The following is a 26,143-nucleotide window of genomic DNA, read 5'->3' as shown; positions in this document are numbered from 1 at the left end:
CTTAGCCCGCGTCGCTTTCACCGGCCAGCGGCGACAGGCGATAGCCAAGGCCGCGAACGGTTTCGATACGGTCCGAACCGATCTTCTTGCGCAGGCGGCCGACGAACACCTCGATGGTGTTGGAATCGCGGTCGAAGTCCTGATCGTAGAGATGCTCGACCAGTTCGGTACGGCTGATGACGCGGCCCTGATGCATCATCAGATAGTGCAGCAGGCGGTATTCGAGCGAGGTCAGGCGCAGCGGCTCGCCATTGACCGTGGCGCGGGCCGCGCGCGGATCGAGGCGAAGACCACCGCACGACAGGGTCGAAGTAGCGTGACCGGCCGAGCGACGCAGCAGGGCGCGCAGGCGGGCCAGCAGTTCCTCGGTGTGGAAGGGCTTGGTCAGATAGTCGTCGGCACCGGCATCAAAGCCCGCCACCTTGTCCGACCATGCGGCACGGGCCGTCAGGATCAGCACCGGCGTGGTCTTGCCCTCGCGGCGCCAGCGCTCCAGCACGGACACGCCGTCGATCTTGGGCAGGCCAAGGTCCAGCACGACAACATCGTACGGCTCGGTATCGCCCAGGAACCAGGCTTCCTCGCCGTCCGGCGCGTGATCTACGGCATAGCCCGCGTCGGTCAGGGCTGCCTTGAGTTGGCGAGACAGGTCGACATCGTCTTCAACCAGCAGAACACGCATGAAGTCATTTATCCTGAAAAGGGAGGATTAGCGGGGGCGACCCGAACGGCCGTCGACGTCGATATCATCGACACGGCCACCCGGATATTCCCAGCGTACAGTGTAGTCGCCGCGACCGTTTTCGCGCATGCCCAGCATACGACCCGGACGGCCGTTCTGGACCTGACGGGCGACGTCAGCGGGGTTGGCACGGCGGCCACCATCACGATCACCACCACGTTCGGGCGCACGGCGATCATCGCCACGGCTATCACGTTGCGGAGCGCCGCGACGGTTGTCGCTCTGTTCGTAGCGGCCCTGACCACGGTCGCGCGACTGTGCGACCGCGTCCGTAACCGGAACAACGGCAATCAGGGCAGCCATAAGAAGGGCACGAGAGATCATCATGTGCATCTTTCTAAACCCACGCCTCTGAACAGGGGCTGAACGTGACCGTTATGTAATCTTACCACAACGCTTTCATCCCCTGCCTGCAAACTTTAGCGGCAGAAGCCGTAGGTGACCACCCCGCGTATCGCGCGCGCGTTCAAGCTCTGCCAGGGCCTCTGACAGGGGCGATTTGGCCCGTCCCAGATGAATGGAACCTGTCTGGCACCGTTCAGCTTCGGATCAGCCACGGCGTGTTTTTCTGTCTTCAACGCCGAGGAGACCTCCCTCCCCGAAACCCTCCAAGGCGTAACGCTCGAAAGGAGATCCAGATGAGCAAGTTGAAGATGATGATCGTTCCCGCCCTGGCGCTGGCCTCGTTTGCCACGGCCATGCCGGTCGCCGCTTCGGCCCAGCCGATGCCGCGCGGACCTGCTCATGCCTCGGCCCAAAGCCTGAACAGCTTTGTCGAGCGCAAGATCGAGCTGGAACGCCGCGTTGACCGTGCCGCCGCCCAGCGCCGTCTGACGGCCCGCGAGGCCCGTGACTTCAAGCGAGAACTGGCCGCAATCGAACGTCAGGCCCGCGCCTCGATGCGTAACGGCTTGAGCCGTCAGGAGCGTCAGGCTCTGGACCGTCAGCTGGACCGTTTCGAGCAAAAGCTGGAACGTGAAAGCCGCCCGCAGTTCCGCCCGCAGCCGGGTCGTCGCTAAGGGCTAGACCATAAGTCCGGCGCGGTCCCTAAGCCCCGCCAGCTTCGCGCCGGATTTAAGGGCGCGGCTCTTCCCTAAGGAGCCGCGCCCTTTTCCTTATATCAGTCCGCGACCGTCAGTTCGGGCCAGCGGTCTTTCAGCTTGGCGATAATCTTGTCCCAGCCCTTGGCCTTTCCACGGCGGGGCGTCGGGCGGATCACCATGTCGAACACATCGGCCAGACCATAGGCGGAGTGGACGCTGATGCTGTCATCGGCTTCCAGACGCACGCCCACCGCAAAGGCCGGTGCCACAAAGCGCGCGGGCGCATCATCCGTGCACAGCAGGGGGGCGAAATCCTCGCCGAACTTCTGCGGGGCCCACAGGTGGACGCGGGCCTGATTGCGGACCTCGACCTGCGACTTCAGCGGTTCGTCGAAAGCGGCGGCCACGCGCTTGATCCACACATCCTCTGCATCCCACGAGGTGTCGGGGTCGAAATAGCCGATGTCATAGTCCTTGGTGCCGAACCCCGCCGGACGCCCCGTCTGCGCGTTCCACACCGACTGATAGACCGAACCGGAAAACAGCCGCCAATCCGGCAGGCCGATATCGCGCACCGTCCGCAGCACCTGCATCAGGGTGTCGTTATCGCGCAGGATTTCGACCAGACGCGCCTCGCGTTCGGCCTCGGTCATTTGCGGACCGGCCATGCGTGGTCCAGCGGGCCGTGACCCCCGCCAAGACCCGGCGCGCGGCGGATGGCCTCGGCGACATAGGCCCAGGCTTCAGCCACCGCGATATGGACCGGAAGCCCCTTGGCCAAGCCTGCCGAGCAGGCGCTGGCGAGGGTACAGCCGGTGCCGTGGGTGTGGCGGGTATCGACGCGCTCGCTTTCCAGAACCGTCTCGCCGTCGGGGGTCATCAGGATATCGATGACGGTATCGCCCTCGACGTGGCCGCCCTTCATCAGCACGGCCTTGGCGCCCATGCCCAGCAGCATCTCGCCCGCGCGGCGCTGGCCGTCGGCGTCGGTGATGGACAGACCCGTCAGAGCTTCAGCCTCGGGGGCATTGGGCGTCAGAAGCGCCGCACGCGGCACCATCAGGGACTTGACCGCCTCGACCGCCAGATCGGGCAGAAGGGGATGGCCGCCCTTGGCGATCATCACCGGATCGACCACCGCGGGAGCCTTGGCCTCGTCCAGCAGGGCGGCGACGGTTTCCACCACATCGACCGTGCCCAGCATGCCGGTTTTCACCGCGTCGGTGCCGATGTCTTCTAGAACGCAACGGGCCTGTGCGGTGATGACATCCAGTGGCAGCGGATGGACGCCATGAACGCCCAGCGTGTTCTGCACCGTCACCGCCGTGATCGCCGTGGCCGCAAAACCGCCCAGCATGGTGATGGCCTTGATGTCGGCCTGAATGCCCGCACCACCGCCGGAATCCGATCCGGCAATAACCAACACCCTACCCATTTTAGTTTCGCTATCGCGTGCGACGCGGTCGCCCGCGGCTTGAGCGAGAGAATTCTCTGATTGGCTCATGCCCCTGCCCCCGAAAACAGTTTCAGCCCCACGATGCCGGCCACGATCAACAGGATGCAGACGGCGCGAACCGCCGTCGCGGGTTCCTGATAGACCACGATCCCGACCACCGCGGCACCGACCGCGCCAATGCCCGTCCACACCGCATAGGCGGTGCCCACGGGGAGCTTCTGCGTCGCTGCCCACAGGCCGATCATGCTGGCCGCCAGCGCCAGAGCCACGCCCAGCGAGATGAAGGGTCGCTGCACGCCGACGTGCTTCACGCCGGACGCCCACAGGACTTCGAACATGCCCGCCACGATCAGCACGAGCCACGGATTGAGAGAGAGGAGCCAAGACATGGCCCGCCTGATGGGCCAAGCCGCCGTCGGGTGCAAGGCTCGCGTCGCGCGCGAAACCCTGTGTTATCTCACGAGCCGATCGGCCCGCGGAAGATGAACCACGCCCCCAGAGCGATAAAGGCAAAGCCGATCAAGTGGTTGATGGTCAGCTTCTCGCCGAGATAAAGCACCGAAAACCCCGCGAACACGGCAAGGGTGATGACTTCCTGCATCGTCTTCAGTTCCGCCGCCGAATAGACGGTGTGGCCGATCCGGTTGGCCGGAACCGCCAGCCAGTATTCGAAAAAGGCGATACCCCAGCTGAGCAGGACGGCGATCCACAAGGGCTTGGGGTCGCCCTTCAAATGGCCGTACCACGCAAACGTCATAAAGACGTTCGACACCGCCAGCAGCAGGATCGGGGCAATATAGGGCGATACACCGAACATCAGAGCGCCTCCCCGCACGACCACAGCGCGGCCTGAACCTTCAGCGCCTGAACCATTTCACGCACATCATGCACGCGCACCATATCAGCCCCCAGCCTGACAGCTTCCAGATGAAGTGCCAGAGTGCCGCCCAGACGATCGGCGGCATCGGTGGCTGACGGGTCGATCTCGGCGATCATACGCTTGCGGCTGGCACCATAGAGAACCGGATAGCCGAGCGAGCAAAGCACGGGCAGGTCCGCCGTCAGGCGCAGGTTGTGGGCCGTCGTCTTGGCAAAGCCGATCCCCGGATCGAGCCATATCCTGTCGGGATCGACGCCCGCATCGACGGCCACCTCGGCACAGGCCGCCAGATGAGCCATGACCTCTGCGGTCACATCCTCATAGGCGGGGGCATCCTGCATGGTCTTGGGCTCGCCCTTCATGTGCATAAGGATGACATCCACGCCCAGTTCGGCGGCGGTGGCGGGGCTGTCCGCGTCGAACCCCAGCCCCGTCACGTCGTTCCAGACGGTGGCTCCGGCGGCGACGGCGGCGCGGGCCACCTGCGGCTTCATCGTGTCGATGCTGATAACGCCATCCCATAGGGCCCGCACGGCCTCGATCACCGGAACCACGCGGGCGATCTCTTCCTCGGCACTGACGGGATCGGAGCCGGGACGGGTGCTCTCGCCGCCGATGTCCAGCACGTCGGCACCATCGGCAATCAGTTGGTGCGCATGGGCCACGGCGGCGTCCAGCCCATTGTACTGGCCGCCGTCGGAAAAGCTGTCGGGCGTCACATTGACGATGCCCATCACCAAGGGACGGCGGCGGGCGTTCAACAGGCCAGTCAGGGTCATACGCTAGTGGCTCCATGCACCAAATGGGGTGTGCGGATTTGACTTTTACACCCGTCGGGATCAGCCTCTAGCCGTTATGCAACGGTTCGTCAGCCAAGCTCGACGCCTCACGCACGCGGGTCGCCGCGTCGAAGGCCTTTAGCCCGTAGCGGTTTACCGCGCCGATGTTCCGGCGGGTCCCCGCTACGGGGGCCGTCTCTGTGCGTTCCTGACCTCTTCAATCCGGATTTGAAAGACACCTGACGGGTGTCTGCGCGCCAATGCGCCGCGTCCGGCTGTCGGGTTCCTGCTTCATTCGCGCGACTGAAAAGGAGTTGGTGTCATGTCTGCACCTGACGAATTGGATTGCGACCGCTGCGGTCAATCGCACCCCGCCCACCAGAGCTGCGACCACGCTCGCCCCGTCCCTCAAATGGCCGAGGTGATCCCGTTCAGGGCCCGCCCCACCATCATCACCAAACCCATCATCCCAGACGATCCGGACGGCCCCAGCGCCGCCTGATCACTGAACATTACCGGAGTAGAAAACATGTCCCGTCCCCGCACCAAGGCCCAGCCGCCGCCCGCCATCACCATCACCGAACGCGATTTCGACGCCCTTGAACGACTGGTCGGGGATCTGCCCGGCACGGGGGCCGCAGGTCTGCTGCAACAGGAGATGGACCGCGCCGAGGTTGTCGCCGACACCGACCTGCCCAAGGGGACCGTGGGGCTGAACCGCTGGGTTCATTTCACCGACGGTGGCGCACAGGATGTGCGACGCGTCTGTCTGGTGCTGCCCAAGGATGCAGATATCGACACGGGCAAGATTTCGGTTCTGTCCTTCGTAGGCGCGGGCCTGCTCGGGCTGCGCGAGGGCGAGACGATCGACTGGCCGAACCCGTCGGGCGAGACGCGCCGCCTGACAGTGGTGATGGTCGAGGACCTCGATCTGGTCGAGACCCTGCAACACTAAGGCTTGCATAAACAGACTGACTATGACACCCCACCCCCTGTGAGGTGGTTCACATGCATTATTCGTTGAAGTCACCCGAATGGGCGAATAGTGTTAGTTGAACGATTAAATAGAGGGGTGGGGCATGAGTGTTTTTGAAGGTGCTGGTGAGGTTCGCCCCGGCTTCGAACTGCCACTGGAAGAGCTGACGCGCTGGCTGGAAGCCCATGCCGAGGGTTTCAAGGGGCCGATCCGGCTGAGCCAGTTCAAGGGTGGCCAGTCCAATCCCACCTATCGCATGGACACGCCCTCGGGGGCCTATGTCCTGCGCCGCAAGCCGTCCGGTGCAATCCTGAAAGGGGCCCATGCGGTCGAGCGCGAGTTCCGCGTCATCTCCGGTCTGGCCAAGGCGGGCTTTCCCGTCGCCCGCGCCGTCGCCCTGTGCGAGGACGAAGCCGTCATCGGCAGCGTCTTCTATGTGATGGAACTGGTCGAGGGGCGCATCTTCTGGAACCCGACCCTGCCCGATCTGACGCCCGAACAAAGGGCCGCCCATTTCGATACGCTGAACGCCACCATCGCCAAGTTGCACAGCATCGATCCCGAAGCGGTCGGGCTGGGTGACTATGGCCGTCCGGGTAATTTCTTCGCCCGCCAGATCGAGCGCTGGTCAAAGCAGTATCTGGCCGATGAACTGGCTGGCCGCGATCCGAATATGGACCGCCTGATCGAATGGCTTCCGGCGAATATGCCAGCTGACGACGGCGCGTCGTCGATCATCCACGGCGACTATCGTGCCGACAATCTGATCTTCGCGCCCGATGGCCCCACTGTCCGTGCCGTTCTGGACTGGGAGCTTTCGACGCTGGGTCATCCCATGGGCGATTTCATCTATCACATGATGATGTACCGCCTGCCGCCGCACATGATCGGCGGGTTCGCAGGCGCGGACCTTGCGGCACTCGGTATTCCGTCCGAGGCAGACTATCTGGCCGCCTATTGCGAGCGGACGGGCCGCACCGTGCCGAGCGACGCCGAACTGCGTTTCTATTTCGCGTTCAACATGTTCCGCTTCGCCGCCATCTTCCACGGCATCAAGGGACGCCTGCTGCGTGGCAGTGCCGCATCCGAGCACGCCCAGACCATGGCCGATAACTTCCCCGAACTCGCTGCCCTCGCTTGGGCTCAGACCGGAGCCGCCGCATGACTATGAATGACCTTGAACGTGGCCGCGAAATCGCCGCCCGTGTCGAAGCCTTTGTGCGCGAAACCATCATCCCCTACGAGAAGGACCATCGCGCCGAAAGCCATGGCCCGACCGATGAACTGGTCGCGGAAATGCGTGACAAGGCCCGTGCGGCAGGTCTGCTGACCCCGCATATTCCGGGCGGCATAGACCACGTCTCGCACCGCTCGACGGCGCTGATCCTGCAGGCGGCGGGCCTGTCACCGCTGGGCCCTGTGGCGCTGAATGTGATGGCTCCCGACGAGGGCAATATCTACATGCTGGGTCAGGTCGCCAACGACGCCCAGAAAGACCATTTCCTCAAGCCCATGATCGCGGGCACCGCCCGTTCGGCCTTCTTCATGACCGAACCCGCCGCCGATGGCGGAGCCGGTGCCGATCCGTCGATGATCAAGACCACCGCCGTTCAGGACGGCAACCACTGGGTCATCAACGGACGCAAGGCCTTCATCACCGGCGCGGTGGGGGCCTCGGTCGGCATCATCATGGCCAAGACCGATGCCGGTGACGGCAAGGTCGCCGCCACCATGTTCCTGATCGACCTGCCCAATCCGGCCATCACGGTCGAGCGGGTGCTGGAAACGATCGACAGCTCCATGCCCGGTGGCCACTCGATCCTGAAGATCGACAACCTGCGCGTCTCCTCCGACGCCATCCTCGGCGAACCGCATCAGGGCTTTAAATACGCGCAGGTGCGCCTGTCGCCCGCGCGTCTGACGCACTGCATGCGTTGGCTGGGTGCCTGCCGCCGCGCACACGAAATCGCCTCGGCCTATGCGGTGAAGCGCCACGCCTTTGGCAAGCCGCTGATCGATCACGAAGGCGTCGGCTTTATGCTCGCCGAGAACCTGATCGAGCTGAAACAGGCCGAGCTGATGATCGACTGGTGCGCGGGCGTCCTGGACACGGGCGTGCTGGGTACGGCTGAAAGCTCCATGGCCAAGGTCGCGGTCTCCGAAGCCCTGTTCCGCATTGCCGACCGCTGCGTCCAGATCATGGGCGGGACCGGCGTGTCGGGAGACACCGTGGTCGAGCAAATTTTCCGCGAGGTCCGCGCCTTCCGCATCTATGACGGCCCGACCGAGGTCCACAAATGGAGCCTCGCCAAGAAGATCAAGCGCGAGACACTGGCCGTCGCGACCGCGTAATTAATCAATCGATTGACTTTCAGCCCCTCGCCGTCCCTAATCCCCTCAAGGGATGGAGTGAGGGGCTGTTCGTATGTCCGACCAAGGCGTCAGTGCCGGTTTCAATTTCGATCTTTCGGGGCGCACCGCACTGGTTACCGGCGCGTCTGCCGGTATCGGTCGCCGCTTTGCCGAGGTTCTGGGTCTGAGCGGTGCGCGCGTGGTTCTGGCCGCACGACGCGCCGAAGTGCTGGCCGAGGTTGAGGCCGATCTGAAATCCAAGCGTATCGAAGCCTTCAGCGTCGCCATGGACGTCGCCGATGAGGCCTCGACCATCGCCGCCTATGACGCCGCCGAGGCGCATTTCGGCCCTGTCGATACGGTCATCGCCAATGCGGGTCTCAGCGCCGTGGGCCGTGCCATCGACCTGCCGATCGAAGAGTTCGACAAGGTGGTGTCGGTCAATCTGCGCGGCACCTTTCTGACGGTCCGCGAAGGGGCCAAGCGGATGATGAAGCACGGCTCCGAACAGTCGGGCCGTGGCCGCATCGTCATTATTTCCTCGATCACCGACAAACAGATTTCGCCGGGTCTTGGGCCCTATAGCGCGACCAAGGCGGGGGTGACCCAGATGGGCCGCGTTCTGGCCCGCGACTGGGCGGGCAAGGGCATCAATGTGAATGTCATCTCGCCCGGATATATGCACACCGACCTGACCGAGGGCCTGCCGGAATCGCGCACGGGTCAGGCGCTGATCGCCAAATTCGCCCGTCCGCGCTTCATGGATACGAACGCGCTGGACGCGACCGTGCTCTATCTATCATCGGACGCGGCGGCACAGGTCACCGGTTCGGTCTTCACCATCGACGACGGGCAGACATTGTCATGAGCGGACCACTCAGCGGCATTCGCATCATAGAAATCGCCGGCCTTGGCCCCGGTCCTTTCGCCGCCATGATGCTGGCCGACCATGGCGCAGAGGTCATCCGGATTGAGCGCCCCAATGCGCCGTTCGATGCCAAGGATCCCCTGCTGCGCTCGCGCACCATGATCGCGCTCGACCTCAAGAAGGAAGAGGATCGCCAACAGTTCCGCGCCCTGTGTCGACACGCCCATGGCCTGATCGAGGGCTTCCGCCCCGGTGTTATGGAGCGTCTTGGACTGGGGCCGGACGTGCTGTTGTCCGACAATCCGTCGCTGATCTACGGGCGGATGACCGGATGGGGGCAGGACGGCCCACTGGCCCATAAGGCGGGTCACGACATCAACTATATCGCCGTCTCGGGGGCACTGGGCATGTGCGGTCGGGCGGGCAAGAAGCCCACGCCGCCGGCTAATCTGGTCGGCGACTTTGGCGGCGGTGGCATGATGCTGGCCTTTGGCATGGTATCCGCCCTTCTGGCCGTCAGGAACGGCGCTGCGGGTCAGGTGATCGATGCTGCCATGACCGACGGCTCGGCCCTTTTGACCAGTATGATGTGGGGCTTCCGCGCCAATGGTCTCTGGATGGACAAGCGCGGCGTGAACATTCTCGATTCCGGCGCGCCCTTCTACGACACCTATGAGACAGCAGACGGAGAATACATCGCGCTGGGCTCCATCGAGCCCCAGTTCTACGCCCAGCTTTTGCAATGCACCGGCCTGGCGGACGATCCCCTGTTCGCCAACCAGATGAGCCCGCCCGATTGGGCCGCGCAGAAGGCGAAGCTGACCGAGGTCATCGCCAGCCGCACCCGCGCCGAATGGGAAACAGCCTTTGCCGATGCCGACGCCTGTTTCGCCCCTGTGCTGAGCATGGCCGATACGCTGGAGCACCCGCACAACAAGGCGCGCCAGACCTACATCACCGTCGGCGGTGTGGCGCAGCCCGCCCCTGCCCCGCGCTATTCGGCGACGCCGTGCGATACGCCGCGCCCGCCAGAACCGGTCCGGACGGATGCCGCAACCCTGCTGGCCGCGTTCGAACAGGCCTCGAACTGATGAAGGAACGCGCCATGGATGCCGACACCACCAAGGCCTCTTCGCGGGTCCAACTGCTACAGGCCGCCGCCGCCCTGATGACCGAACGCGGCACGATCGATATCTCGCTCAGCGAGATTGCCCAGAAGTCACAGCTGAACTCGGCGCTGGTGAAGTATTACTTCGGCAGCAAGAACGGCCTGTTGCTGGAACTGGTGAAGGACATCCTTGGACGCGCCATCGTGCAGATGGGCGAGCTGGTCGAGATGGATCTCGATCCTGTCCAGAAGCTGAAACTGCACATCAAGGGCGTGATTACGGTCTATTTCCGCTATCCGTTCGTGAACCGGCTGATCCACGCCATGTTCCAGACGCCTGATACGGCCAAGGAAGTGACCGAGGCCGTTTCCAAACCGCTGGCCGCCACCCAGAAACAGCTGCTCGACGAAGCCGTCGCGGCAGGGCTGATCCGCGAGATCGATCCGATGATGTTCTATTTCATCGTGCTGGGGGCGTGTGATCACCTGTTCTTTGGCCAGCACATCCTGCACCATTGTTTCGGCGTTGACCGCATCGATGACGATCTGCGCCGCCGCTATGCAGACACCGTACTGGACATGGTCCTGCAGGGCCTGCTGATCGACAAGACAGATGCCAACAGCGCCGTCGTGATCAAATCCGGCAAAGCTTAATTTACAAGCTGTTTAATGTTGTCGGGCGCCAAGGAAACCGTCTAAACTTCGTATAGCTTCGTTTCTTGAATAGTTCCTGTTCAAACATTGCCGACGTCGCCTAACTGCCCCTGACCCCTTGAGAGGCACCGTGCAGCATCCCGATCTGCGACTACTGGTCATGGGCAATCCCGTCGCGCGGGCCTTTGCCATTGTCGGCGATGCGTGGACCCAGCTCATCCTGCGCGAGGCCTTTTACGGCGTACGGCGGTTCAACGTCTGGTGCGAAAGGCTGGGCACCCCGCGCAGCGTTCTGACTGACCGTCTTGGCCGTTTGGTCGAGGCGGGCATCTTTGTCCAGACACAGGCCGAGACCGGACTGCGAACCGAATATCGCCTCACAGATAGAGGGCTGGATCTGTTCGGCGTTGCGGTCATGCAGGGCCAGTGGGAGCGGGTGTGGGCGGCGTCCGCGCTACAGGAACGATACGAGATTGCCTTCTTCGACCGAGAGAGCGGTGGCCGTATCCAGCCCGTGGTCCTGACCGAACCCTTTGGCAAGCCGGTGGACCCCACTCGCGTCACGTGGGAAGCGGGGCCGGGCCTGAAGCTTATTGATCCCCCCACTTCGCGACGGCGGCGTTCAGTTCCCGCGTCCTCGGACCGTCCGATCATCGACCGTTCGACCGAGATCATCGGCGACTATTGGAGCTGGGCCGTACTGTCGGCGGCCTTTTTCCGTGTGCGCCGCTTTGACGAGTTCCACAGCGTTCTGGGCGTGGCGACCAATATTCTAGCCGATCGACTAGCCCGTCTGACGGCCCATGGCGTTTTGGAGAAACGCCCCTACCAGAGGACGCCGCTCCGCTACGAATACCGGCTGTCCAGGGCCGGACGCGATATGTACCCCATCGTTCTGGCCATGCTGGGATGGAGCCAGAAGTGGCTGCTGTCTCCCCGTGAGCGGCCACTGATCCTCAAGGACCGCGATAGCGGCAAGGCCCTGAAGCCGACTGTATGCGACCTTGAAACCGGCCAACCCATGAACCCGCGCGCCACCCGCTGGGACGTCGAAAGGGCGGATTGAGGGCAAAAGAGAACCCGCCGGTGGCGCACCGGCGGGTCACGGTCAGGATCGCCCTGTAGGCAGGTCTTAGAAGGACTTGCTCAGTGCAATGCCGAAGGAGCGCGGCGCACCAAAGACGCTAAAACCGATGTTGGCGTTCTTGATCACGTGCTGGCGGTATTCCTCGTCACCGAGGTTCTTGCCATAGACCGAGACCTTGAAGCCGTTGGCATTTTCCCAAGAGGCAAAGGCGCTGATCAGTCCATAGGCTGGAACGCGCACTTCGGCGGCGTTGGACGGATCGAAGTAAAAATCGTTCGTCCACTGATAGTCGGCACGGGCGCTCAGGATGCCACCGAAGGCATCCCATTGACCGTCCGCATAGAGGGTGAATTGGCTCTCGGGCGAGCGCGGCATGACATTGCCCTTATATGGGAGGGTCGCACCGAAGGCGGTCGCGTCCGAAGTGTATTTGGCGTCCAGCGAGGTATAGGAACCACCGATGGTGAGGTTGTGGTTCACGGCAAAGGCCGTCTCGATTTCGAAACCGCTGACCTCGGCCTCGGCATTTGACGTCACCAGCACCAGACCGGCCAGCTCATAGACCTGCAGGTCGTTGTAATCGAGCTTGAAGGCAGCCGCGTTCAGGCGCAGACGACCATTGGCCAGCGTCGTCTTGGCCCCCAGTTCATAGTTGTCGAGGATTTCCGACTTCAGCGGGGTCTGGGCCTGCAGATCAGTCTGGGCACCGGCCGAATAGGCACCGGCCTTATAGCCACGGTCATAGCTGGCATAGAAGCGGACGTTATCGACCGGCTCGACCGACAGAGCCAGCTTCCACGTCGGCTCTTCAAACGAAGTGTTGGCCTTCACATCATAGGGTGCCCCCGTCGGCCCCAGCGGGATACCGACCGGCAGAAGCGGATCGCGATCAATCGCCACCTGATGGACCTCGCGGTCATCGTGGGTCCAGCGGGCACCGACAGTCAGTTCCCAGATTTCTGCGAACGGAATGGTGGCCTGACCGAAGACGGCATAGCTGGTGTTGGATGCGACCTGATCGAACTTGGTATCACCACCGAAGCTGGGCGGTGCGATCGGCAGGGCCGTCTGGACCAAATAATATTCGGTCCGGTCCACATCTTCCTGGAAGTAGTAAAGCCCCGCGACCCAGTTGATGCGCGACCCCGCCTTGGACGTCAGGCGGAACTCCTGACTGAACTGGGTTGCCGCTTCATTAGCGGCATTATCAACCGCCAGCGGGAAGGCCGGGAACGGAATACCGCCCAGATTGTCGCGCCACTCATAGTCGTTGCTGCGGTATGAGGTCAGCGACACGAAGTCGAAATTCTGGTGCCCCGCATATTCGATGCGACCCGTCAGGCCCCAGTTCTCGCGGTTTTGATAGTTATCCGCCGAGGAAAAGCTCTCGCGGACCGTCATGTCTCCACGGATGTTATTGATCAGGGCGACAAAGGCCGCAGGCGTGGACGAGGCCGTCACCGGAATACGGGCATGGCCCTGCATTTCGTCCTTGGAGTAGTCGATGCCGCCAAGGAAGGCCCAATCCCCCGCCGTGTGCAGGATCTGCGCGCGCAGACCGAACTGGTCGCCGCCCTCGAGGCTGCCGCCCGTGTCGATATTCTTGGCGTAGCCGTCGTTGGTGTTCCAGCGGAAGGCCACGCGCCCTGCGGTATCCTCGCCCATCTGGCCATTCAGATAGCCTTCGACGCCGAACTCCTCAAAGCTGCCGGCGCGGGCCGTGATCTGGCCCGAGTTCTCAAAGCGCGGACGCTTGGTATAGACGTTCATCGCGCCGCCCGAGGCGTTACGGCCATACAGGGTTCCTTGCGGACCACGCAGCACCTCGACGCGCTCGATGTCGAGGAAGCCCAGTGACGAACCGCCTGAACGACCGATCGAGACTTCATCGATGGAGACGCCGATGGACGGGTCGCTAGCCGCCGAGTCACTGGTCGTGCCGACGCCGCGGATGAAGATTTGCGGCTCTCCGATATTGAACTGGGTCAGGGTCACGCCCGGCACCTTGCCGGCGACATCCTGAATGCCCGTTGCGGCGGTGCGCTCCAGCGCCTCGGAACCAAAGGCGGTAATGGCAAGCGGCACTTCCTGCAGGCTCTGCTCGCGGCGTTGGGCGGTGACTACCACCTCGCCAAGGCTGACAGCATCATCCTGGGTATTCGACTGGGCCATAGCCGGTGCAGCCATGCCTGCACCGATGACAAGGGCCAAAGCTGACGCACTGGACGCAATGTATTTCATGTTCGCTCCCTGACCTCCCCGGCATCCGTTGATCGGAGGCTCCTTGGTCAAAATGAAGCTTGCGCTAGTGAACCTTTATTGCAAGTCTTTTTATAAAAGTAATAACAAGGGAGGGCACTATGCCGATGGATGCACGGGCATTGAGTCTGACAATTTGGGCGCTGGTTTGCGTGCTATGGCTGGTTGCCATGCCGAAAAAAACACGCGGAAAAGCATGGCATTACGTAATAATGTCGGTGCCACTTCTGGTCTTTGCTGTGCGGCTTCTGGACCTTCCACCACTTTTAGCGGAGGGCATCACGAACTGGCTGACGTGTGGCTTGGTGATCGCAGTTATCACAGCGCTCGCATGGGCGGCGGGGACGATGAAGCGTAATCACGGCATCATGGATGTGGCCTATTCGCTGGCTCCCGCGGTCGCAGGATGGGCGCTTTACACCATCCATCGTCCGGCCAATGACCTCTTGTCGCTCGGCTTTCTGGCCACCCTGACCCTGTGGTCGGTGCGGCTGTCGGTCCAGACATGGGGCCACAACATCCGCTCAGAGCGCCAGCCCTATGCCCACTGGCGCAAGACCTTTGGCAAGGACTGGCTGTGGTGGAGTGCCTTTCAGGTGCACCTGCTGCAGGGCGTGACCATCTGGGTCTGGTGTGCGCCGTTCGCCTTCATCCTGACCGCCCCGACGCCGCACGTTCTGTGGATCGCTGGGGCAGGCCTGTTGGTCTGGCTGTCGGGCTTTGGCCTGCAATCGACAGCGGACCGTCAGCTGGCTGCGTTCAAGGCCAACCCGGCCAATCGGGGCGGTCTTTTGGACACGGGCGTCTGGGCCTTTGTGCGTCACCCCAACTATCTTGGCGAGAGCCTGATGTGGGCCGGCTGGTTTGTCATGGCGCTCAGTCACCCCTTCGGCTGGCTGAGTATCATCGGCCCTGCCTACAACACTTATTTCATGGGCTTTGCCTCGGCTGCGCCGTTCAAGGAGGGCCACATGGCCCGCACGCGCCCCGAAGCCTGGGCCGCCTATTGCGCGCGCACGCCGCGCTTCTTCCCGTTCCCCCGCCCCCGCAGTTCCAAAGTCACGGAGACCCGCGCATGAGCGGCCTTAAAGACAGAGTCATCATCATCACCGGTGCCGGTCGCGGCCTTGGCCGAGCCTATGCCCTAGATCTAGCGAAGCGCGGTGCCAGGATCGTTGTTAACACCCGCGCCCGCCCCGCCGATGCTCCCGGCTCGGCAGAGGGCGTCGTCGCCGAGATCAAAGCCATCGGCGGACAGGCTGTCGCCGCCCCGCTGGCCGTCGAGGCGGCGGATTCGGGCGAGCGTTTGCTGCAAGCGGCGCTGGACACCTTTGGCCGCGTGGATGGCTTGCTGAACAATGCGGGCGCGCCTGAGGCCAAGACCCTTCACAAACAGACCACCGAAGCCTTTCGCGAGGTGTTCGAGGTCAACTTCTTCGGCAGCCTAACTCCGACCCTGCCCATCTATCGACACATGCGCGAGCAGGGCTATGGCCGCATTGTCATGTCCACCTCGGCAGCAGGGCTACATGGGGTTCACGGTATGGCCAGCTATTCGGCGTCCAAGGCGGCGCTGATCGGCCTGATGCGGACCATTGCGCTGGAGGGCGGGCCGCGCGGCGTTCACTGCAATGCGCTGGCTCCCTATGCCGCGACAGGTATGACGGCAGAGTATCTGGAAGATACTCGTGCCAAGCTGATGTCCCCTGAACGCGTGGCCCCTGTAGCCAGCTGGCTGATGTCGTCGGACTGCCCCTTGAACGGCGAATCCATCGTCGCAGGCTGCGGTACGGTCCGCCGCGCCGCCCGCATCGAGGGGCCCGGGATCCACTACGAAGGTGATTTCTCGCCCGAAGACCTCACTCGTGATCTGGAGGCCCTGACCGATATCTCCGCATGGAAAACATTCGGAGATGGCCAGATCGCCTTTGAAGATTTGATGGCCAATCTGCCCACACCATTGTGACTTGCACTAACAGACTAATATCCGCATAGTCGCGTTATAAAAGCATGTAGGTGCCCATGACGGTGCTTGCGCACAGGGAAGGATATCGCCATGGCCGATAATGCCCATCGTATCGAGACCGGACTGCTCAGCCCGCTCAACCAGCTCAACCCCTATCTTCAGGGGGCCTATGAGCCGGTGGCGAAAGAGACCACCGCGCTTGAACTGGACGTCATCGGCGAGATTCCACGCGATCTTTACGGCTGCTTCTATCGCAACGGCCCCAACCCCGCGCAGGCCCCCGAGGGGCTGCACCACTGGTTCGATGGCGACGGCATGCTGCACGCCATCTATTTCGAGAACGGTAAGGCGGAGTATCGCAACCGCTTCATCCGCAGCCCCGACCATGTCGCCGACCTGAACGGTGGCTGTGGCGCGGGCGGGGTCATGTATCCGTCCACGCGGGCTGATCCCCACTCGACGCGCGGCGAGCGGGTCTACAAGGATACCGCCAACACTGACGTGGTCGTCCACAACGGCTCGCTAATGGCCCTATGGTACATCTCGGGCCAACCGGTGCGGGTAAATGCCCGCACGCTTGAAACCATCGGCATCGAGAACTTTGGCGGCAAGTTGCCCCGCCATGTTTCGGCCCACTCCAAGGTTGATCCCAAGACCGGCGAGTTCGTCTTTTTCGACTATTCCCTCTACGAGCCGTGGATGACCTTCGGCACGGTCAGCGCCCGGAACGAGCTGACCCATTTCGAACGTGTCGAACTGCCCGGACCGCGCCTGCCGCACGACATGGGTCTGACCGAGAACTACGTCATCCTGCACGACCTGCCCGTCGTCTTTACCGACAGCGGACTGCGCAAAAGCCAGTGGAACATCCACTTTGCCGACCAGCCCGCCCGTTTCGGCGTCGTCCCGCGCAGAGGCAGGGGCGACCAGATCCGCTGGTTCGAAACCGACAGCTGCTACATCTACCATGTCGTCAACAGCTGGGAGGACGGCGAAGAGGTGGTGATGACCGCCTGTATGATGGTGTCCAACGGTTATCCGCTGAACCCCGACTACGGCCCCTATGCCGCTATGGTGAATGTGCTGGCGCTGAACGCCGTGCCGGTCGAGTGGCGGATGAACATGCGCACCGGAGAAATAAGAAAGCGCCAGCTGGATGACCGCATCGGCGAGTTCCCCGTCGTCAATCTGGACTATGCCAGCCGCCCGACGAAATGGTCCTACCACGTCGCCATGTCCAATACGGAGCTTCAGCGGTTCAAGGGTCTGATCAAGTATGACCTGACCACCGGCGCGGCCAAGACCTATGACTATGAGCCGCAGATGTTCGGCTCCGAGCCCGCCTTTGCCCCGCGCATCGACGCCAGGGACGAGGACGACGGCTATGTCATCGCCTTTGCCACCGACGAGAATACCGGTCGATCCGAAGTCCAGATCATCGATGCGAAGAACTTCGAGGACGGGCCGGTCGCCCGCGTCCTCCTGCCTGCACGCGTCCCTGCCGGTTTCCACGGCACATGGGCACGCGGCGACCAGATTGCCCGGAGCTGAGCCGCAAGTATGACCGCCTATATCGTTGATGCTGTCCGTACGCCGCGTGGCAAGGCCCGCCCCGAAGGCGCTCTGGCCGCGCTGAAGCCGCAGCAGCTGGTGACCGCCCTGATCGATGCCATGGAAGCCCGTGGCCATACCCCGCGCGAGGCCGAGGGGCTGCTACTAGGCAGCGTGGGTCAGGTGGGCGCACAAGGTGGCCATATCGCTCTGGTAGCCAAACTCCATGCCAAGCTGGACGACAGCGCCTTTGCCATCAGCCTGAACAACTATTGCGTCTCGGGACTGACCGCCATCGCCCAGGCCGGACAGATGGTCTCGTCCGGTAGTGCCAAATCGGTCCTCGCGGGCGGAGTCGAGATGATGTCGCGTGTCGCCTTCATGGCCGACAAGGCCGACTATTACCGGGACAATGAACTGGAGCCGCGCGCCCGCTTCATTCCGGTGGCGGTGGCCGCCGACCGCCTGGCCGAGGATGTCGGTATCAGCCGTGAGGAATTGGATGCTGTGGCCCTGACCTCGCAACAGCGCACCGCCGCCGCCGAGGGTACGCCGCTGGTGGCGTCGCGGATTGCCGTGAATGGACTGACCAAGGAAGAGCCAGCCCGCCCCCGGACCAATGCCGACTTCCTCGCCAGCCTTCCGCCCGCTTTCGAGCCTTTGGCCGAGCCCTATGCCGATGCGCTGGAAGGCCGCAAAATCGACTTTCGACATACCATCGCCCATGCTCCGCCCATGACGGACGGTGCCGCACTGGCACTGGTGTCGGCATCGCCCGAGGGGGCGCGCGCCCGCATAATCGCCTCGGTCGATGTGGGCGGCGATCCGGCGGCCTCGCTGACAGCAGGCTTCGATGCGATGGACAGGGTGCTGGCCAAGGCCGGACTGACGCTGGCCGACATGGACCGGATCGAGTTCATGGAGGCCTTTGCCGTCGTCATCGCCAAATTCCTGCGCGACTATGAAGTCGATGCGGACAAGGTGAATGTGGGTGGCGGCCATCTGGCCAAAGGCCACCCGATGGGAGCCACGGGGGCCATACTTCTGTCCTCGCTGCTGGATGCGCTGGATGAATCCGGCGGGCGCTATGGTCTGGTGGTGGCTGCGGGCGCTCAGGGCGTGGGCGCAGCCATGATCGTCGAGCGTCTGGAGCGCTGAGATGGACCGTGACGCTCTGGTCGCCCGTCATGCCGATCTGATCGAAAAAGCCATCGCGGCGGTCGAGACACGCATCGCTTGGTCGCCCTTCAAGGACTCGCCCTCGACCAAGATCCACGGACCGGACAAGCCGGTGGCGGGCAAGGCGGCGTTCGAGAACCAGCTGGGCAAGCCCTTCGATCTGGACCAGCCCGGCGTGGTGGACCGGGTCGGGGCAGAGGTGTCGCCCTATACGCAAAAGCCGCTGGGCATCACCTATCCGCGCTGTTCGCCCGACACCGTGATCGCGGCAGCAGAGGACGCGTGGCCCGCGTGGCGCGAGGCCGATCCCGAACTGCGCCTTGCCCTGTGTGTCGAGATGGCCGAGCGCCTGTATGACGCCAATTTCGAAATGGCGCAGGCCGTCATGCATGTGGCGGGTCAGAGCTATACCCAGTCCTTCAGCGGGTCCGGTCCCAATGCGCTGGATCGGGGGATCGAGGCGCTGGCCTACGCCGCCAAGGCCATACGCGACGTGGCCCGCACAGGACGGTACGAGCGTTTGTTCGGGGCCGAACGCGTGGCGTTGGACAAGACCTATAGCTTGGTGCCGCGTGGTATCGGTCTGGTTATCTGTTGCGCCAGTTTCCCGACGTGGAACGCCTATCCCGCCATGTTCGCCTCTTTGGCGACGGGCAATCCGGTCATCGTCAAACCCCACCCCATAGCCATCCTGCCGATGGCCATTGTGGTACGCGAATGCCGCAAGGTTCTGATGGATTACGGGTTTGATGCCAACCTGATCACCCTTGCCGCCGATACGCTGGAGGAGCCCGTCGCGCAGGTGCTGGTGGACCATCCGGCCATCCAGATCATCGACTTTACGGGCAGCCCCCGTTACGGCGGCCATCTGGAACGCACGGTGACGGGCAAGCTGCTGTTCACCGAGACAGCGGGCGTCAACACCGTGGTAGTCCATTCGGTCGCCGATCTGGAGGACACCGCCCGCGCCATCGCCCGCGCCTCGTCGCTGTTCTCGGCCCAGATGTGCACCAGTCCACAGGTCATCTATGTGGCCCCTGCCCTTACCGAGGCGTTCGGACAGGCACTGGTCCGCCAGATCGATGCCATCGCCGATGATCCCGCACAGGCCGCCGGCATCATGGGGGCCATCCAGGGCGAGGTCAGCCTGAAGGCTGTGGCCGATGTGCGCCGCGCCATCGAGGGCCGCGACGGCGTGCAGGTGCTGCGCGAGGCCGCGCCCTATGACCACCCCCAGTTTCCGGATGCACGCACCCTGACGCCGCTGGTCATCGCCAGCAAGGGCTCGGCAGCCGATCTCTATGCCGAGGAGCATTTCGGGCCGGTTCTGTTTGTCGTGTCGATGGACGGCGATGAGGCCGTGAAAGAGGCCACCACACTGGCCAAGACCCGTGGCTCCATCTCGTCCTACATGTATTCGACGGACGAGGATTTCATCGCCCGCTCGGCCCCGCTTTACGAAATGGCGGGTGCCAATCTGACGATCAATCTGACGGGGGCGATGTGGATCAACTTTGCCGCCGCCTATAGCGACTATCACGTCACGGGACTGAACCCCGCAGGCAATGCCTGTCTGGCCGATCTGGCCTTTGTCGCCTCGCGCTTCCGCATCGTCCAGCGCAGACGGCCCGGCGCATGAGCACCGGGGTCTTCATCGCCGGAGCGTCGATGACGGCACTGGGCAAGCGGTTGGGCGACAGCGTGAAGTCACTGACTGCCGAAGCCGTGCGTGACGCCTTGGCCGATGCGGGCGCGGAGATTTCGCACATCGAGGCGGCGTGGTTTTCCAACACCCGCCAGCCCATGCTGGAAGGCCAGAACACCGTGCGCGGCCAGATCGCCCTGCGCCCCCTGGGTCTGACGGGCTTTCCGGTGACCAATGTCGAGAATGCCTGTGCGTCCGGCTCGACCGCCCTATGGCAGGCGATGAACTGGCTGAAGGCGGGCGCGGGCGATATCGCCCTGGTGGTCGGTGCGGAGAAGATGATCTTTCCCGACCGTCCCGAGCGTGTGGCCGCAGCCTTTGCGGGCGGGACCGATATCCATAACCGTCAGTCAGTGCTTGACTATATTGCTACAATGGGAGGCGAAGCCCCCGGTGACGGGCGCAGCCTGTTCATGGACCTCTATGCCGCGCAGGCCCGTGCCCATGCCGAAAGATATGGCTCGACGCAGGAAGACCTCGCCCGCATCGCCGCCAAGAACCACACGGCGGCGCGCCTGAACCCCAAGTCCCAGTACCGCACCCCGATGACCGTGGAGCAGGTATTGGCCGACAAACCCATTGTCCATCCCTTTACCCGCGCCATGTGCGCGCCGATCAGCGACGGGGCGGCGGCTATCATCGTCTGCACCGCCAAGGGACTGGCGAAACTGGGGGCGGCATCGCGGGCCGTGCGGGTCCGTAGTTGTGCCCTTGTAAGTGCCAGCCAGCGTGCGCCGGAAGATTTCGAAAACCACATCGGCCGCCGCGCCGCGCTAAAGGCCTATGAACAGGCCTCCGTCGGTCCTGTCGATATCGATCTGGCCGAGGTGCATGACGCGACCAGCTATGCCGAACTCCAACAGATAGAAAACCTCGGCCTGGCGGTGGCCGGCACGGTCAGCGGGCGACTGAAACGGGGCGATTTTGCTCTTGGCGGGGGCACGCCGGTCAATCCTTCCGGCGGGCTGGTGGCCAAGGGGCACCCCGTCGGTGCGACCGGATTGGCCCAACTCTATGAACTCATCCAGCACCTGCGCGGCGAGGCTGGCGAGCGACAGGTCGAAAACGCCCGCATCGGCGTAGCGGAAAACGGCGGAGGCTTCCTCGGCGTTGAAGAAGCCGCCACGGTCGTGACAGTACTAGAGCGCGCGCCATGATCCGCCATCCGGTCCGCGCCCTTTACGACAACCTGCAGCAAAAGGCCGCGCGCCCTGCTGTGACGAACGGCGAACGCACTCTAAGCCACGCTGAATTGGTCGCCGCAGTCGAGCAGCGTGCCGCCGACCTTATGGCGCGGGGTATCCAGGCAGGGGACCGCATCGGCCTGTGTGCCCACAACAGCATCGACCACTTCTGCGCCTATCTAGCGATACTGCGTGCCGGAGCGGTGTGGGTTCCGCTCAATCCGCGCAACGGACTATCGCTGAACCAACAGTTTCATGCACGGGCGGAGCTGGTACTGACGCTCCATGATCGCGCCTCGATCCAGCAGGTGGGCCTGTCTGGCTCGTCCCTCTGTCTGGACGACTGGCAGGCGGCGGGCGCTGCGGTTCTCCCGGACATAGAGGATTATCCCGACGCCGTTTTCGCCATCAAATTCACCGGCGGATCAACCGGTGTTCCCAAGGGCGTAGTGCAGACCGTTCGCAGCGCGGCCGCGGCGCTAGCCTCCTTGCAGGCTTTCTATCGGTTTGGCGCAGACGACCTCAATCTGGCGGTCGCGCCCCTGACGCATGGCGCTTCCCACTATATCCTGCCGGTGCTGGCGGCGGGGGGCTGTCACCACCTGCTGGGCAAGCCGGATCGGGCAGACATTCTGCAGGCGCTGAAAGCGGGCGTTACCTGTGCCTTCATGCCGCCGACGCTGATCTATCTGCTGATGGAAGAGGCGGCGTTTACCCCTTCCGACTTCCCCGGCCTTCGGCATCTGACCTATTCCGCCGCCCCCATGCCGCCGCCGCGCATCGCACAGGCCATCACGCGTTTCGGCCCGGTGCTGTCTACCCTCTACGGCCAGACCGAAGCGCCAATGGCCATTGCCGGACTGTCGCCCGCCGACATGCAGAACGAAGTCCTTCGGTCCAGTGTGGGCAAGGTATTTTCCGGCCTCGACATCGCCTTCCTTAGCGACGACGGCGTGATCCAAAGTCAAACCGGTCAGGGCGAGATTCTGGTGCGCGGCGATCTGTGTGCCACTGTCTATCTGGATGATCCCGAACAGACCGCAGCCGCACGCATCAACGGCTGGTTGCGTACAGGCGATGTGGGAAGGCGCGGTGCCGACGGGCATCTGTATCTACTGGGCCGCGCCAAGGAGATAATCATCTCGGGCGGCTACAACATCTATCCCGCAGAGGTGGAAGCGGCCCTGTGCGCCCATCCCGCCGTGAAGGAAGCCTGTGCACTCGGACTGGAAGACGGGTTGTGGGGCGAGCGGCTGGAGGCCGTGGTTGCGCTCAAAGAGGAGGCCGATACGGCCACGCTCTGCGACTTTGTGCGACATCGCGTGGGTGCGGTCCGCACACCGAAAGTCATCCATGTCGTGGCCGCCCTGCCTCGCAACCCTGTCGGTAAGGTGGTGCGGAGCGACGTGCTCAAGATGATCCAGACGGCAATCCAATGACCGCTGGGCAAAATTTCGTACAAGGGAGGAGGCAGCGATGATTATTGTGCCGGAAGAGCGGATCAACGCATTCAAGGCCAAAGGATGGTGGGGCGACACCACGCTGGACGATCTGTTCCGGAAGCACGTGGCAGCCAAACCCGAAGAGATCGCCGTAGTCGATCCCGTCAACCGTGACGCAATCTTAGGGGGGGCCCCGGCCCGTCTGACATGGGCTCAGGCTGACAGCCGGGTCGATCGCTACGTCGCCGCCCTGACGGCTTTGGGTCTGGGCAAGGACGATATCGTGGCCTTCCAGTTACCCAATGTGGCCGAGCTGTGCCTGCTTTACGCCGCCTGTATCCGGCTGGGCATCATCATCACCCCCGCGCCGGTCCAGTATCGCGAGCATGAGCTGACCTCGATTGTTACCCGTACCGATGCCAAGGCGATCATCACGGCTGCCCGTATCGGCAAGCACGAGCACGCGGCCATGATGATGGGCGTAAAGGCTGCGGCTCCTACCCTTGAGCATGTGCTCGTCATAGGCGGCAATGCCCCTGACGGAACGCTCGATCTTGACCGGCTGGCCGATGATCAGGACAGCGAGGCTCTGGCCAACGGGCAGAAGGCCGCCACCGCGGCTGACATCTGTGCCGACGATGTGGTGACCATCTGCTGGACCTCCGGCACGGAGGCGCAGCCCAAGGGCGTACCACGCAGTCACAATGAATGGATTATCATGGGTCTAGGCGTTAGCGATGCCGCAGACCTGCAGGACGGGGCCGTTCTGCTGAACCCGTTCCCGATGGTGAATATGGCGGGTATTTCCACCAGCTATGTATCATGGCTGATCCTCGGGGGACGCCTGATCCAGCACCAGCCGTTCGACCTGCCGGTCTTCCTGCAGCAAATCCGCGAGGAGAAGATCGACTATACGGTGGCACCGCCCGCCGTCCTCAACCTTCTGCTCCAGAATGAGCGGCTGTTAGGGGGCATCGACTTCGAGCGTCTGCGCTCGATCGGTTCCGGCTCGGCCCCACTGTCGGAATGGATGGTGCGGACCTTCTACGAGAAATACGGGGTCCAGATCGTCAACTATTTCGGCTCCAACGAAGGGGCTTCCTTTCCCAGCGCCCAGAAGGATGTGCCGGACGCCGCCGAACGCGCCGCCCTGTTCCCGCGACTAGGGCCAGACTTTAAGTGGAAAGCCATCCTGCACGATCGCCTAGCCACACGACTGGTCGATCCCGAGACTGAGGCCGAGATTACCGACGCCGGTATCCCCGGCGAATTGCGGGTGAAGGGGGCCACCGTGTTTTCCGGCTATTGGCGTGCCCCTGACATCAACGCCCGCGCCTTCGATGAAGATGGCTGGTTCAAGACCGGCGACCTATTCGAGATCGCTGGCGATCGCAAACAGTTCTATCGCTTTGTCGGGCGGCTGAAGGACGTGATCATTCGCGGCGGAATGAACATCTCCTCCGAAGAGATCGAGGGCCACCTGCAAGGTCACCCCGCGATCGCCGATGTCGCCGTCGTGGGCGCACCCGATCAAAATTTGGGCGAACGCCTGTGCGCCTTCGTCGTGTTCAAACCGGACCACGTCGCCGACATGGTCGAGATCAACCGCTATCTGACGCAAGAGAAACAAGTGGCGGTCTATAAGCAGATAGAGCGGCTAGAGGTGATCGACGTCCTTCCGCGCAATCCAGTCGGCAAGGTGCTGAAACGCGATCTGCGCCTTCAGTTGACCGAGACGGGAGCAAAATGATGACTGCGCCCTTCCCATTCAAGATGCGCCTTCCGGTCATCTCTGCTCCCATGTTTCTTGTCAGTGGGCCCGAACTGGTTATCGCGGCAGCGAAGGCCGGCATTGGCGGGGCCTTTCCCACGCCCAACTGCCGCACATCCGCAGAGCTAGACGCATGGATGGGCCAGATTACCGATGCCCTGTCACCCGATAACGGGCCGTGGGTCGCCAATCTGATTACCCATTCCACCAATGCCCGACTGGCCGATGATCTCGCCCTCGTGGCGGAATACAAGCCGCAGATCGTCATCACGGCGCTGGGCTCCCCCAAGCCGGTGATGGAAACGGTAAAGAGCTATGGCGGGCTGGTGTTTGCCGATGTCGTGAACATGGCCCTTGCGCGCAAGGCGGCGGCGGCAGGCGTTGACGGCATGGCCTGTATCAGCGCGGGCGCAGGTGGCCACACCGGACACCTCAATCCGTTCGCCTTCATCTCTGCCATCCGTGACTTCTTCGACGGCTATATCGCTGTGGGTGGTGGGATTGCCGACGGCGCTGGCGTGGCCGGTGCCATCGCGGCGGGAGCGGACCTCGTCTATATGGGTACCCGCTTTCTTGCGGCGACCGAGAGCCGCGCGCAAGACGGCTATAAGGCCATGGTGGTCGACAGCGGTCCCGATGACCTGCTGGTGTCACCAGCCATCACCGGCACCAATGCCTCGTGGCTGATCCCCAGTCTGGTCGCCGCAGGACTGGACCCGAAGGAGCTCAGCGCCCCCGTCACCCGTGACTATTCGGGGGACGCCGCCCACAAGCGCTGGCAAGATATCTGGGCTGCAGGTCAGGGGCTTCAGTCTATCGACGCAGTGCTGCCAACCGCCCAGATTGTCGATCGCCTCGAGGCCGAATACTGGACCGCTATCGACCGTTTCGCTGCCCACAGCCGCGCAATGGAGATGACTTCGTGACCGCGCCCATCATCACCCCGCCCTCGTTCCAGCTGGACACCAGCAAAAGCGGTTTGGAGCTCGCTCGTAAGTGGATAGCCACCAAGACGCCCGGCGGGTTTGTAGAGCGCATAGCCGCCCACCCCGTTGAGGCGGATCGAGGCTTCATGCGGATGGTCTGCGACGTAGACGCGGGTCACTCGAACTTTGTGGGATTGGTGCATGGCGGGCTGTCG

At 63.2% G+C, this 26,143-nt stretch carries 28 protein-coding genes; 20 read left to right on the top strand and 8 right to left on the bottom strand.

The features are described from left to right. Position 1: 1 nt before the first annotated feature. Both Q0Y42_RS06010 and Q0Y42_RS06005 read right to left on the bottom strand, forming a co-directional pair. Positions 2–682, bottom strand: coding sequence for a response regulator transcription factor (locus Q0Y42_RS06010; RefSeq protein WP_297801228.1), 681 nt, complete (start codon positions 680–682; stop codon positions 2–4). Between the two features lie 27 nt (positions 683–709). Beyond that, complete coding sequence (locus Q0Y42_RS06005) at positions 710–1,069, bottom strand: hypothetical protein (RefSeq protein ID WP_297801226.1); 360 nt, start codon at positions 1,067–1,069, stop codon at positions 710–712. Between the two features lie 311 nt (positions 1,070–1,380). Here Q0Y42_RS06005 and Q0Y42_RS06000 point away from each other — a divergent pair, with 311 nt between their 5' ends. Continuing rightward, complete coding sequence (locus tag Q0Y42_RS06000) at positions 1,381–1,761, top strand: hypothetical protein (protein WP_297801224.1); 381 nt, start codon at positions 1,381–1,383, stop codon at positions 1,759–1,761. Positions 1,762–1,862: 101 nt separating this feature from the next. Here the strand turns inward: Q0Y42_RS06000 and Q0Y42_RS05995 are convergent, their stop codons facing one another. The 5 genes from Q0Y42_RS05995 to folP all read right to left on the bottom strand — a co-directional run bounded on the left by Q0Y42_RS05995 (position 1,863) and on the right by folP (position 4,900). Next, the gene (locus tag Q0Y42_RS05995) at positions 1,863–2,453 is read right to left on the bottom strand and encodes a nucleotidyltransferase family protein (RefSeq protein WP_297801222.1); all 591 of its coding nucleotides are present in this window, start codon (positions 2,451–2,453) and stop codon (positions 1,863–1,865) included. After that, positions 2,435–3,220 (bottom strand): bifunctional hydroxymethylpyrimidine kinase/phosphomethylpyrimidine kinase, encoded by a 786-nt coding sequence (gene thiD, locus Q0Y42_RS05990; protein ID WP_297801220.1) that lies wholly within the window; start codon positions 3,218–3,220, stop codon positions 2,435–2,437. Before thiD ends, Q0Y42_RS05995 begins: the two co-directional genes overlap by 19 nt. Before the next feature lie 65 nt (positions 3,221–3,285). Then, the gene (locus Q0Y42_RS05985) at positions 3,286–3,630 is read right to left on the bottom strand and encodes an SMR family transporter (protein WP_297801218.1); all 345 of its coding nucleotides are present in this window, start codon (positions 3,628–3,630) and stop codon (positions 3,286–3,288) included. Between the two features lie 68 nt (positions 3,631–3,698). Then, on the bottom strand, positions 3,699–4,058 hold the full coding sequence (locus Q0Y42_RS05980; RefSeq protein WP_297801216.1) for a DMT family protein: 360 nt from the start codon (positions 4,056–4,058) through the stop codon (positions 3,699–3,701). Beyond that, entirely contained in the window at positions 4,058–4,900 is an 843-nt protein-coding gene (folP, locus tag Q0Y42_RS05975) for a dihydropteroate synthase (protein ID WP_297801214.1), read from the bottom strand. Before folP ends, Q0Y42_RS05980 begins: the two co-directional genes overlap by 1 nt. 322 nt (positions 4,901–5,222) lie before the next feature. Between folP and Q0Y42_RS05970 the strand changes: the two genes are divergently transcribed. From Q0Y42_RS05970 to Q0Y42_RS05935, 8 genes are all read left to right on the top strand, one after another. Beyond that, the gene (locus tag Q0Y42_RS05970; RefSeq protein WP_297801212.1) at positions 5,223–5,402 is read left to right on the top strand and encodes a hypothetical protein; all 180 of its coding nucleotides are present in this window, start codon (positions 5,223–5,225) and stop codon (positions 5,400–5,402) included. Positions 5,403–5,429: 27 nt separating this feature from the next. Next, a complete protein-coding gene (locus Q0Y42_RS05965) occupies positions 5,430–5,855 on the top strand; it encodes a GreA/GreB family elongation factor (RefSeq protein WP_297801211.1) in 426 nt (141 codons plus the stop codon). Between the two features lie 124 nt (positions 5,856–5,979). Beyond that, on the top strand, positions 5,980–7,041 hold the full coding sequence (locus Q0Y42_RS05960; RefSeq protein ID WP_297801209.1) for a phosphotransferase: 1,062 nt from the start codon (positions 5,980–5,982) through the stop codon (positions 7,039–7,041). After that, positions 7,038–8,228 carry an acyl-CoA dehydrogenase gene (locus Q0Y42_RS05955; protein ID WP_297801207.1) on the top strand — a complete coding sequence of 397 codons (1,191 nt, stop codon included), beginning with the start codon at positions 7,038–7,040 and terminating at the stop codon, positions 8,226–8,228. Before Q0Y42_RS05960 ends, Q0Y42_RS05955 begins: the two co-directional genes overlap by 4 nt. Before the next feature lie 73 nt (positions 8,229–8,301). Then, positions 8,302–9,096 carry an SDR family oxidoreductase gene (locus Q0Y42_RS05950; protein WP_297801205.1) on the top strand — a complete coding sequence of 265 codons (795 nt, stop codon included), beginning with the start codon at positions 8,302–8,304 and terminating at the stop codon, positions 9,094–9,096. Next, a complete protein-coding gene (locus Q0Y42_RS05945) occupies positions 9,093–10,187 on the top strand; it encodes a CaiB/BaiF CoA-transferase family protein (protein ID WP_297801203.1) in 1,095 nt (364 codons plus the stop codon). The genes Q0Y42_RS05950 and Q0Y42_RS05945 overlap by 4 nt, the downstream gene beginning before the upstream one ends. Then, positions 10,187–10,858, top strand: a complete 672-nt coding sequence (locus Q0Y42_RS05940; protein WP_297801201.1) for a TetR family transcriptional regulator — start codon at positions 10,187–10,189, stop codon at positions 10,856–10,858. The genes Q0Y42_RS05945 and Q0Y42_RS05940 overlap by 1 nt, the downstream gene beginning before the upstream one ends. A gap of 130 nt (positions 10,859–10,988) precedes the next feature. Then, entirely contained in the window at positions 10,989–11,924 is a 936-nt protein-coding gene (locus Q0Y42_RS05935; RefSeq protein ID WP_297801199.1) for a helix-turn-helix domain-containing protein, read from the top strand. 66 nt (positions 11,925–11,990) lie between these two features. Here the strand turns inward: Q0Y42_RS05935 and Q0Y42_RS05930 are convergent, their stop codons facing one another. Then, a complete protein-coding gene (locus Q0Y42_RS05930; RefSeq protein ID WP_297801197.1) occupies positions 11,991–14,186 on the bottom strand; it encodes a TonB-dependent receptor in 2,196 nt (731 codons plus the stop codon). Positions 14,187–14,229: 43 nt separating this feature from the next. On the opposite strand from Q0Y42_RS05930, the gene Q0Y42_RS05925 reads away from it, so the two are divergent. From Q0Y42_RS05925 to Q0Y42_RS05875, 11 genes are all read left to right on the top strand, one after another. Next, positions 14,230–14,562: a hypothetical protein gene (locus Q0Y42_RS05925; protein ID WP_297801195.1), complete on the top strand. Its 333-nt coding sequence runs from the start codon at positions 14,230–14,232 to the stop codon at positions 14,560–14,562. Continuing rightward, positions 14,552–15,283, top strand: a complete 732-nt coding sequence (locus Q0Y42_RS05920) for a DUF1295 domain-containing protein (RefSeq protein ID WP_297801193.1) — start codon at positions 14,552–14,554, stop codon at positions 15,281–15,283. Before Q0Y42_RS05925 ends, Q0Y42_RS05920 begins: the two co-directional genes overlap by 11 nt. Next, positions 15,280–16,170 carry an SDR family NAD(P)-dependent oxidoreductase gene (locus tag Q0Y42_RS05915; RefSeq protein ID WP_297801191.1) on the top strand — a complete coding sequence of 297 codons (891 nt, stop codon included), beginning with the start codon at positions 15,280–15,282 and terminating at the stop codon, positions 16,168–16,170. The genes Q0Y42_RS05920 and Q0Y42_RS05915 overlap by 4 nt, the downstream gene beginning before the upstream one ends. Positions 16,171–16,260: 90 nt before the next feature. Beyond that, on the top strand, positions 16,261–17,721 hold the full coding sequence (locus Q0Y42_RS05910; RefSeq protein ID WP_297801189.1) for a carotenoid oxygenase family protein: 1,461 nt from the start codon (positions 16,261–16,263) through the stop codon (positions 17,719–17,721). 9 nt (positions 17,722–17,730) lie between these two features. Continuing rightward, positions 17,731–18,879 carry an acetyl-CoA C-acyltransferase gene (locus Q0Y42_RS05905; RefSeq protein ID WP_297801187.1) on the top strand — a complete coding sequence of 383 codons (1,149 nt, stop codon included), beginning with the start codon at positions 17,731–17,733 and terminating at the stop codon, positions 18,877–18,879. Between the two features lies 1 nt (position 18,880). Then, entirely contained in the window at positions 18,881–20,539 is a 1,659-nt protein-coding gene (locus tag Q0Y42_RS05900; RefSeq protein ID WP_297801185.1) for an aldehyde dehydrogenase family protein, read from the top strand. Further along, positions 20,536–21,762, top strand: coding sequence for a thiolase family protein (locus tag Q0Y42_RS05895; RefSeq protein WP_297801183.1), 1,227 nt, complete (start codon positions 20,536–20,538; stop codon positions 21,760–21,762). The genes Q0Y42_RS05900 and Q0Y42_RS05895 overlap by 4 nt, the downstream gene beginning before the upstream one ends. Continuing rightward, complete coding sequence (locus Q0Y42_RS05890; RefSeq protein ID WP_297801181.1) at positions 21,759–23,228, top strand: AMP-binding protein; 1,470 nt, start codon at positions 21,759–21,761, stop codon at positions 23,226–23,228. Before Q0Y42_RS05895 ends, Q0Y42_RS05890 begins: the two co-directional genes overlap by 4 nt. 37 nt (positions 23,229–23,265) lie before the next feature. Beyond that, positions 23,266–24,981, top strand: a complete 1,716-nt coding sequence (locus tag Q0Y42_RS05885; RefSeq protein WP_297801178.1) for a class I adenylate-forming enzyme family protein — start codon at positions 23,266–23,268, stop codon at positions 24,979–24,981. Continuing rightward, the gene (locus Q0Y42_RS05880; RefSeq protein WP_297801176.1) at positions 24,981–25,928 is read left to right on the top strand and encodes a nitronate monooxygenase; all 948 of its coding nucleotides are present in this window, start codon (positions 24,981–24,983) and stop codon (positions 25,926–25,928) included. The genes Q0Y42_RS05885 and Q0Y42_RS05880 overlap by 1 nt, the downstream gene beginning before the upstream one ends. Beyond that, a partial coding sequence (locus Q0Y42_RS05875; protein WP_297801174.1) for a hypothetical protein occupies positions 25,925–26,143 on the top strand: 219 nt, incomplete at its 3' end. The genes Q0Y42_RS05880 and Q0Y42_RS05875, both read left to right, overlap by 4 nt.

Origin of the sequence: uncultured Brevundimonas sp., assembly GCF_947305955.1 — a bacterium.
Classification (GTDB): domain Bacteria; phylum Pseudomonadota; class Alphaproteobacteria; order Caulobacterales; family Caulobacteraceae; genus Brevundimonas.
The sequence above is the reverse complement of the archived record's forward strand: the minus strand, read 5'-3'. Positions and strand labels throughout refer to the sequence as shown.

What these genes read in the sequence shown, in the direction of transcription:
- Q0Y42_RS06010 (WP_297801228.1), bottom strand. Translation starts at nt 682, where the DNA reads ATGCGTGTTCTGCTGGTTGAAGACGATGTCGACCTGTCTCGCCAACTC.
- Q0Y42_RS06005 (WP_297801226.1), bottom strand. Translation starts at nt 1,069, where the DNA reads ATGATGATCTCTCGTGCCCTTCTTATGGCTGCCCTGATTGCCGTTGTT.
- Q0Y42_RS06000 (WP_297801224.1), top strand. Translation starts at nt 1,381, where the DNA reads ATGAGCAAGTTGAAGATGATGATCGTTCCCGCCCTGGCGCTGGCCTCG.
- Q0Y42_RS05995 (WP_297801222.1), bottom strand. Translation starts at nt 2,453, where the DNA reads ATGGCCGGTCCGCAAATGACCGAGGCCGAACGCGAGGCGCGTCTGGTC.
- thiD (WP_297801220.1), bottom strand. Translation starts at nt 3,220, where the DNA reads ATGGGTAGGGTGTTGGTTATTGCCGGATCGGATTCCGGCGGTGGTGCG.
- Q0Y42_RS05985 (WP_297801218.1), bottom strand. Translation starts at nt 3,630, where the DNA reads ATGTCTTGGCTCCTCTCTCTCAATCCGTGGCTCGTGCTGATCGTGGCG.
- Q0Y42_RS05980 (WP_297801216.1), bottom strand. Translation starts at nt 4,058, where the DNA reads ATGTTCGGTGTATCGCCCTATATTGCCCCGATCCTGCTGCTGGCGGTG.
- folP (WP_297801214.1), bottom strand. Translation starts at nt 4,900, where the DNA reads ATGACCCTGACTGGCCTGTTGAACGCCCGCCGCCGTCCCTTGGTGATG.
- Q0Y42_RS05970 (WP_297801212.1), top strand. Translation starts at nt 5,223, where the DNA reads ATGTCTGCACCTGACGAATTGGATTGCGACCGCTGCGGTCAATCGCAC.
- Q0Y42_RS05965 (WP_297801211.1), top strand. Translation starts at nt 5,430, where the DNA reads ATGTCCCGTCCCCGCACCAAGGCCCAGCCGCCGCCCGCCATCACCATC.
- Q0Y42_RS05960 (WP_297801209.1), top strand. Translation starts at nt 5,980, where the DNA reads ATGAGTGTTTTTGAAGGTGCTGGTGAGGTTCGCCCCGGCTTCGAACTG.
- Q0Y42_RS05955 (WP_297801207.1), top strand. Translation starts at nt 7,038, where the DNA reads ATGACTATGAATGACCTTGAACGTGGCCGCGAAATCGCCGCCCGTGTC.
- Q0Y42_RS05950 (WP_297801205.1), top strand. Translation starts at nt 8,302, where the DNA reads ATGTCCGACCAAGGCGTCAGTGCCGGTTTCAATTTCGATCTTTCGGGG.
- Q0Y42_RS05945 (WP_297801203.1), top strand. Translation starts at nt 9,093, where the DNA reads ATGAGCGGACCACTCAGCGGCATTCGCATCATAGAAATCGCCGGCCTT.
- Q0Y42_RS05940 (WP_297801201.1), top strand. Translation starts at nt 10,187, where the DNA reads ATGAAGGAACGCGCCATGGATGCCGACACCACCAAGGCCTCTTCGCGG.
- Q0Y42_RS05930 (WP_297801197.1), bottom strand. Translation starts at nt 14,186, where the DNA reads ATGAAATACATTGCGTCCAGTGCGTCAGCTTTGGCCCTTGTCATCGGT.
- Q0Y42_RS05920 (WP_297801193.1), top strand. Translation starts at nt 14,552, where the DNA reads ATGAAGCGTAATCACGGCATCATGGATGTGGCCTATTCGCTGGCTCCC.
- Q0Y42_RS05915 (WP_297801191.1), top strand. Translation starts at nt 15,280, where the DNA reads ATGAGCGGCCTTAAAGACAGAGTCATCATCATCACCGGTGCCGGTCGC.
- Q0Y42_RS05910 (WP_297801189.1), top strand. Translation starts at nt 16,261, where the DNA reads ATGGCCGATAATGCCCATCGTATCGAGACCGGACTGCTCAGCCCGCTC.
- Q0Y42_RS05905 (WP_297801187.1), top strand. Translation starts at nt 17,731, where the DNA reads ATGACCGCCTATATCGTTGATGCTGTCCGTACGCCGCGTGGCAAGGCC.
- Q0Y42_RS05900 (WP_297801185.1), top strand. Translation starts at nt 18,881, where the DNA reads ATGGACCGTGACGCTCTGGTCGCCCGTCATGCCGATCTGATCGAAAAA.
- Q0Y42_RS05895 (WP_297801183.1), top strand. Translation starts at nt 20,536, where the DNA reads ATGAGCACCGGGGTCTTCATCGCCGGAGCGTCGATGACGGCACTGGGC.
- Q0Y42_RS05890 (WP_297801181.1), top strand. Translation starts at nt 21,759, where the DNA reads ATGATCCGCCATCCGGTCCGCGCCCTTTACGACAACCTGCAGCAAAAG.
- Q0Y42_RS05885 (WP_297801178.1), top strand. Translation starts at nt 23,266, where the DNA reads ATGATTATTGTGCCGGAAGAGCGGATCAACGCATTCAAGGCCAAAGGA.
- Q0Y42_RS05880 (WP_297801176.1), top strand. Translation starts at nt 24,981, where the DNA reads ATGACTGCGCCCTTCCCATTCAAGATGCGCCTTCCGGTCATCTCTGCT.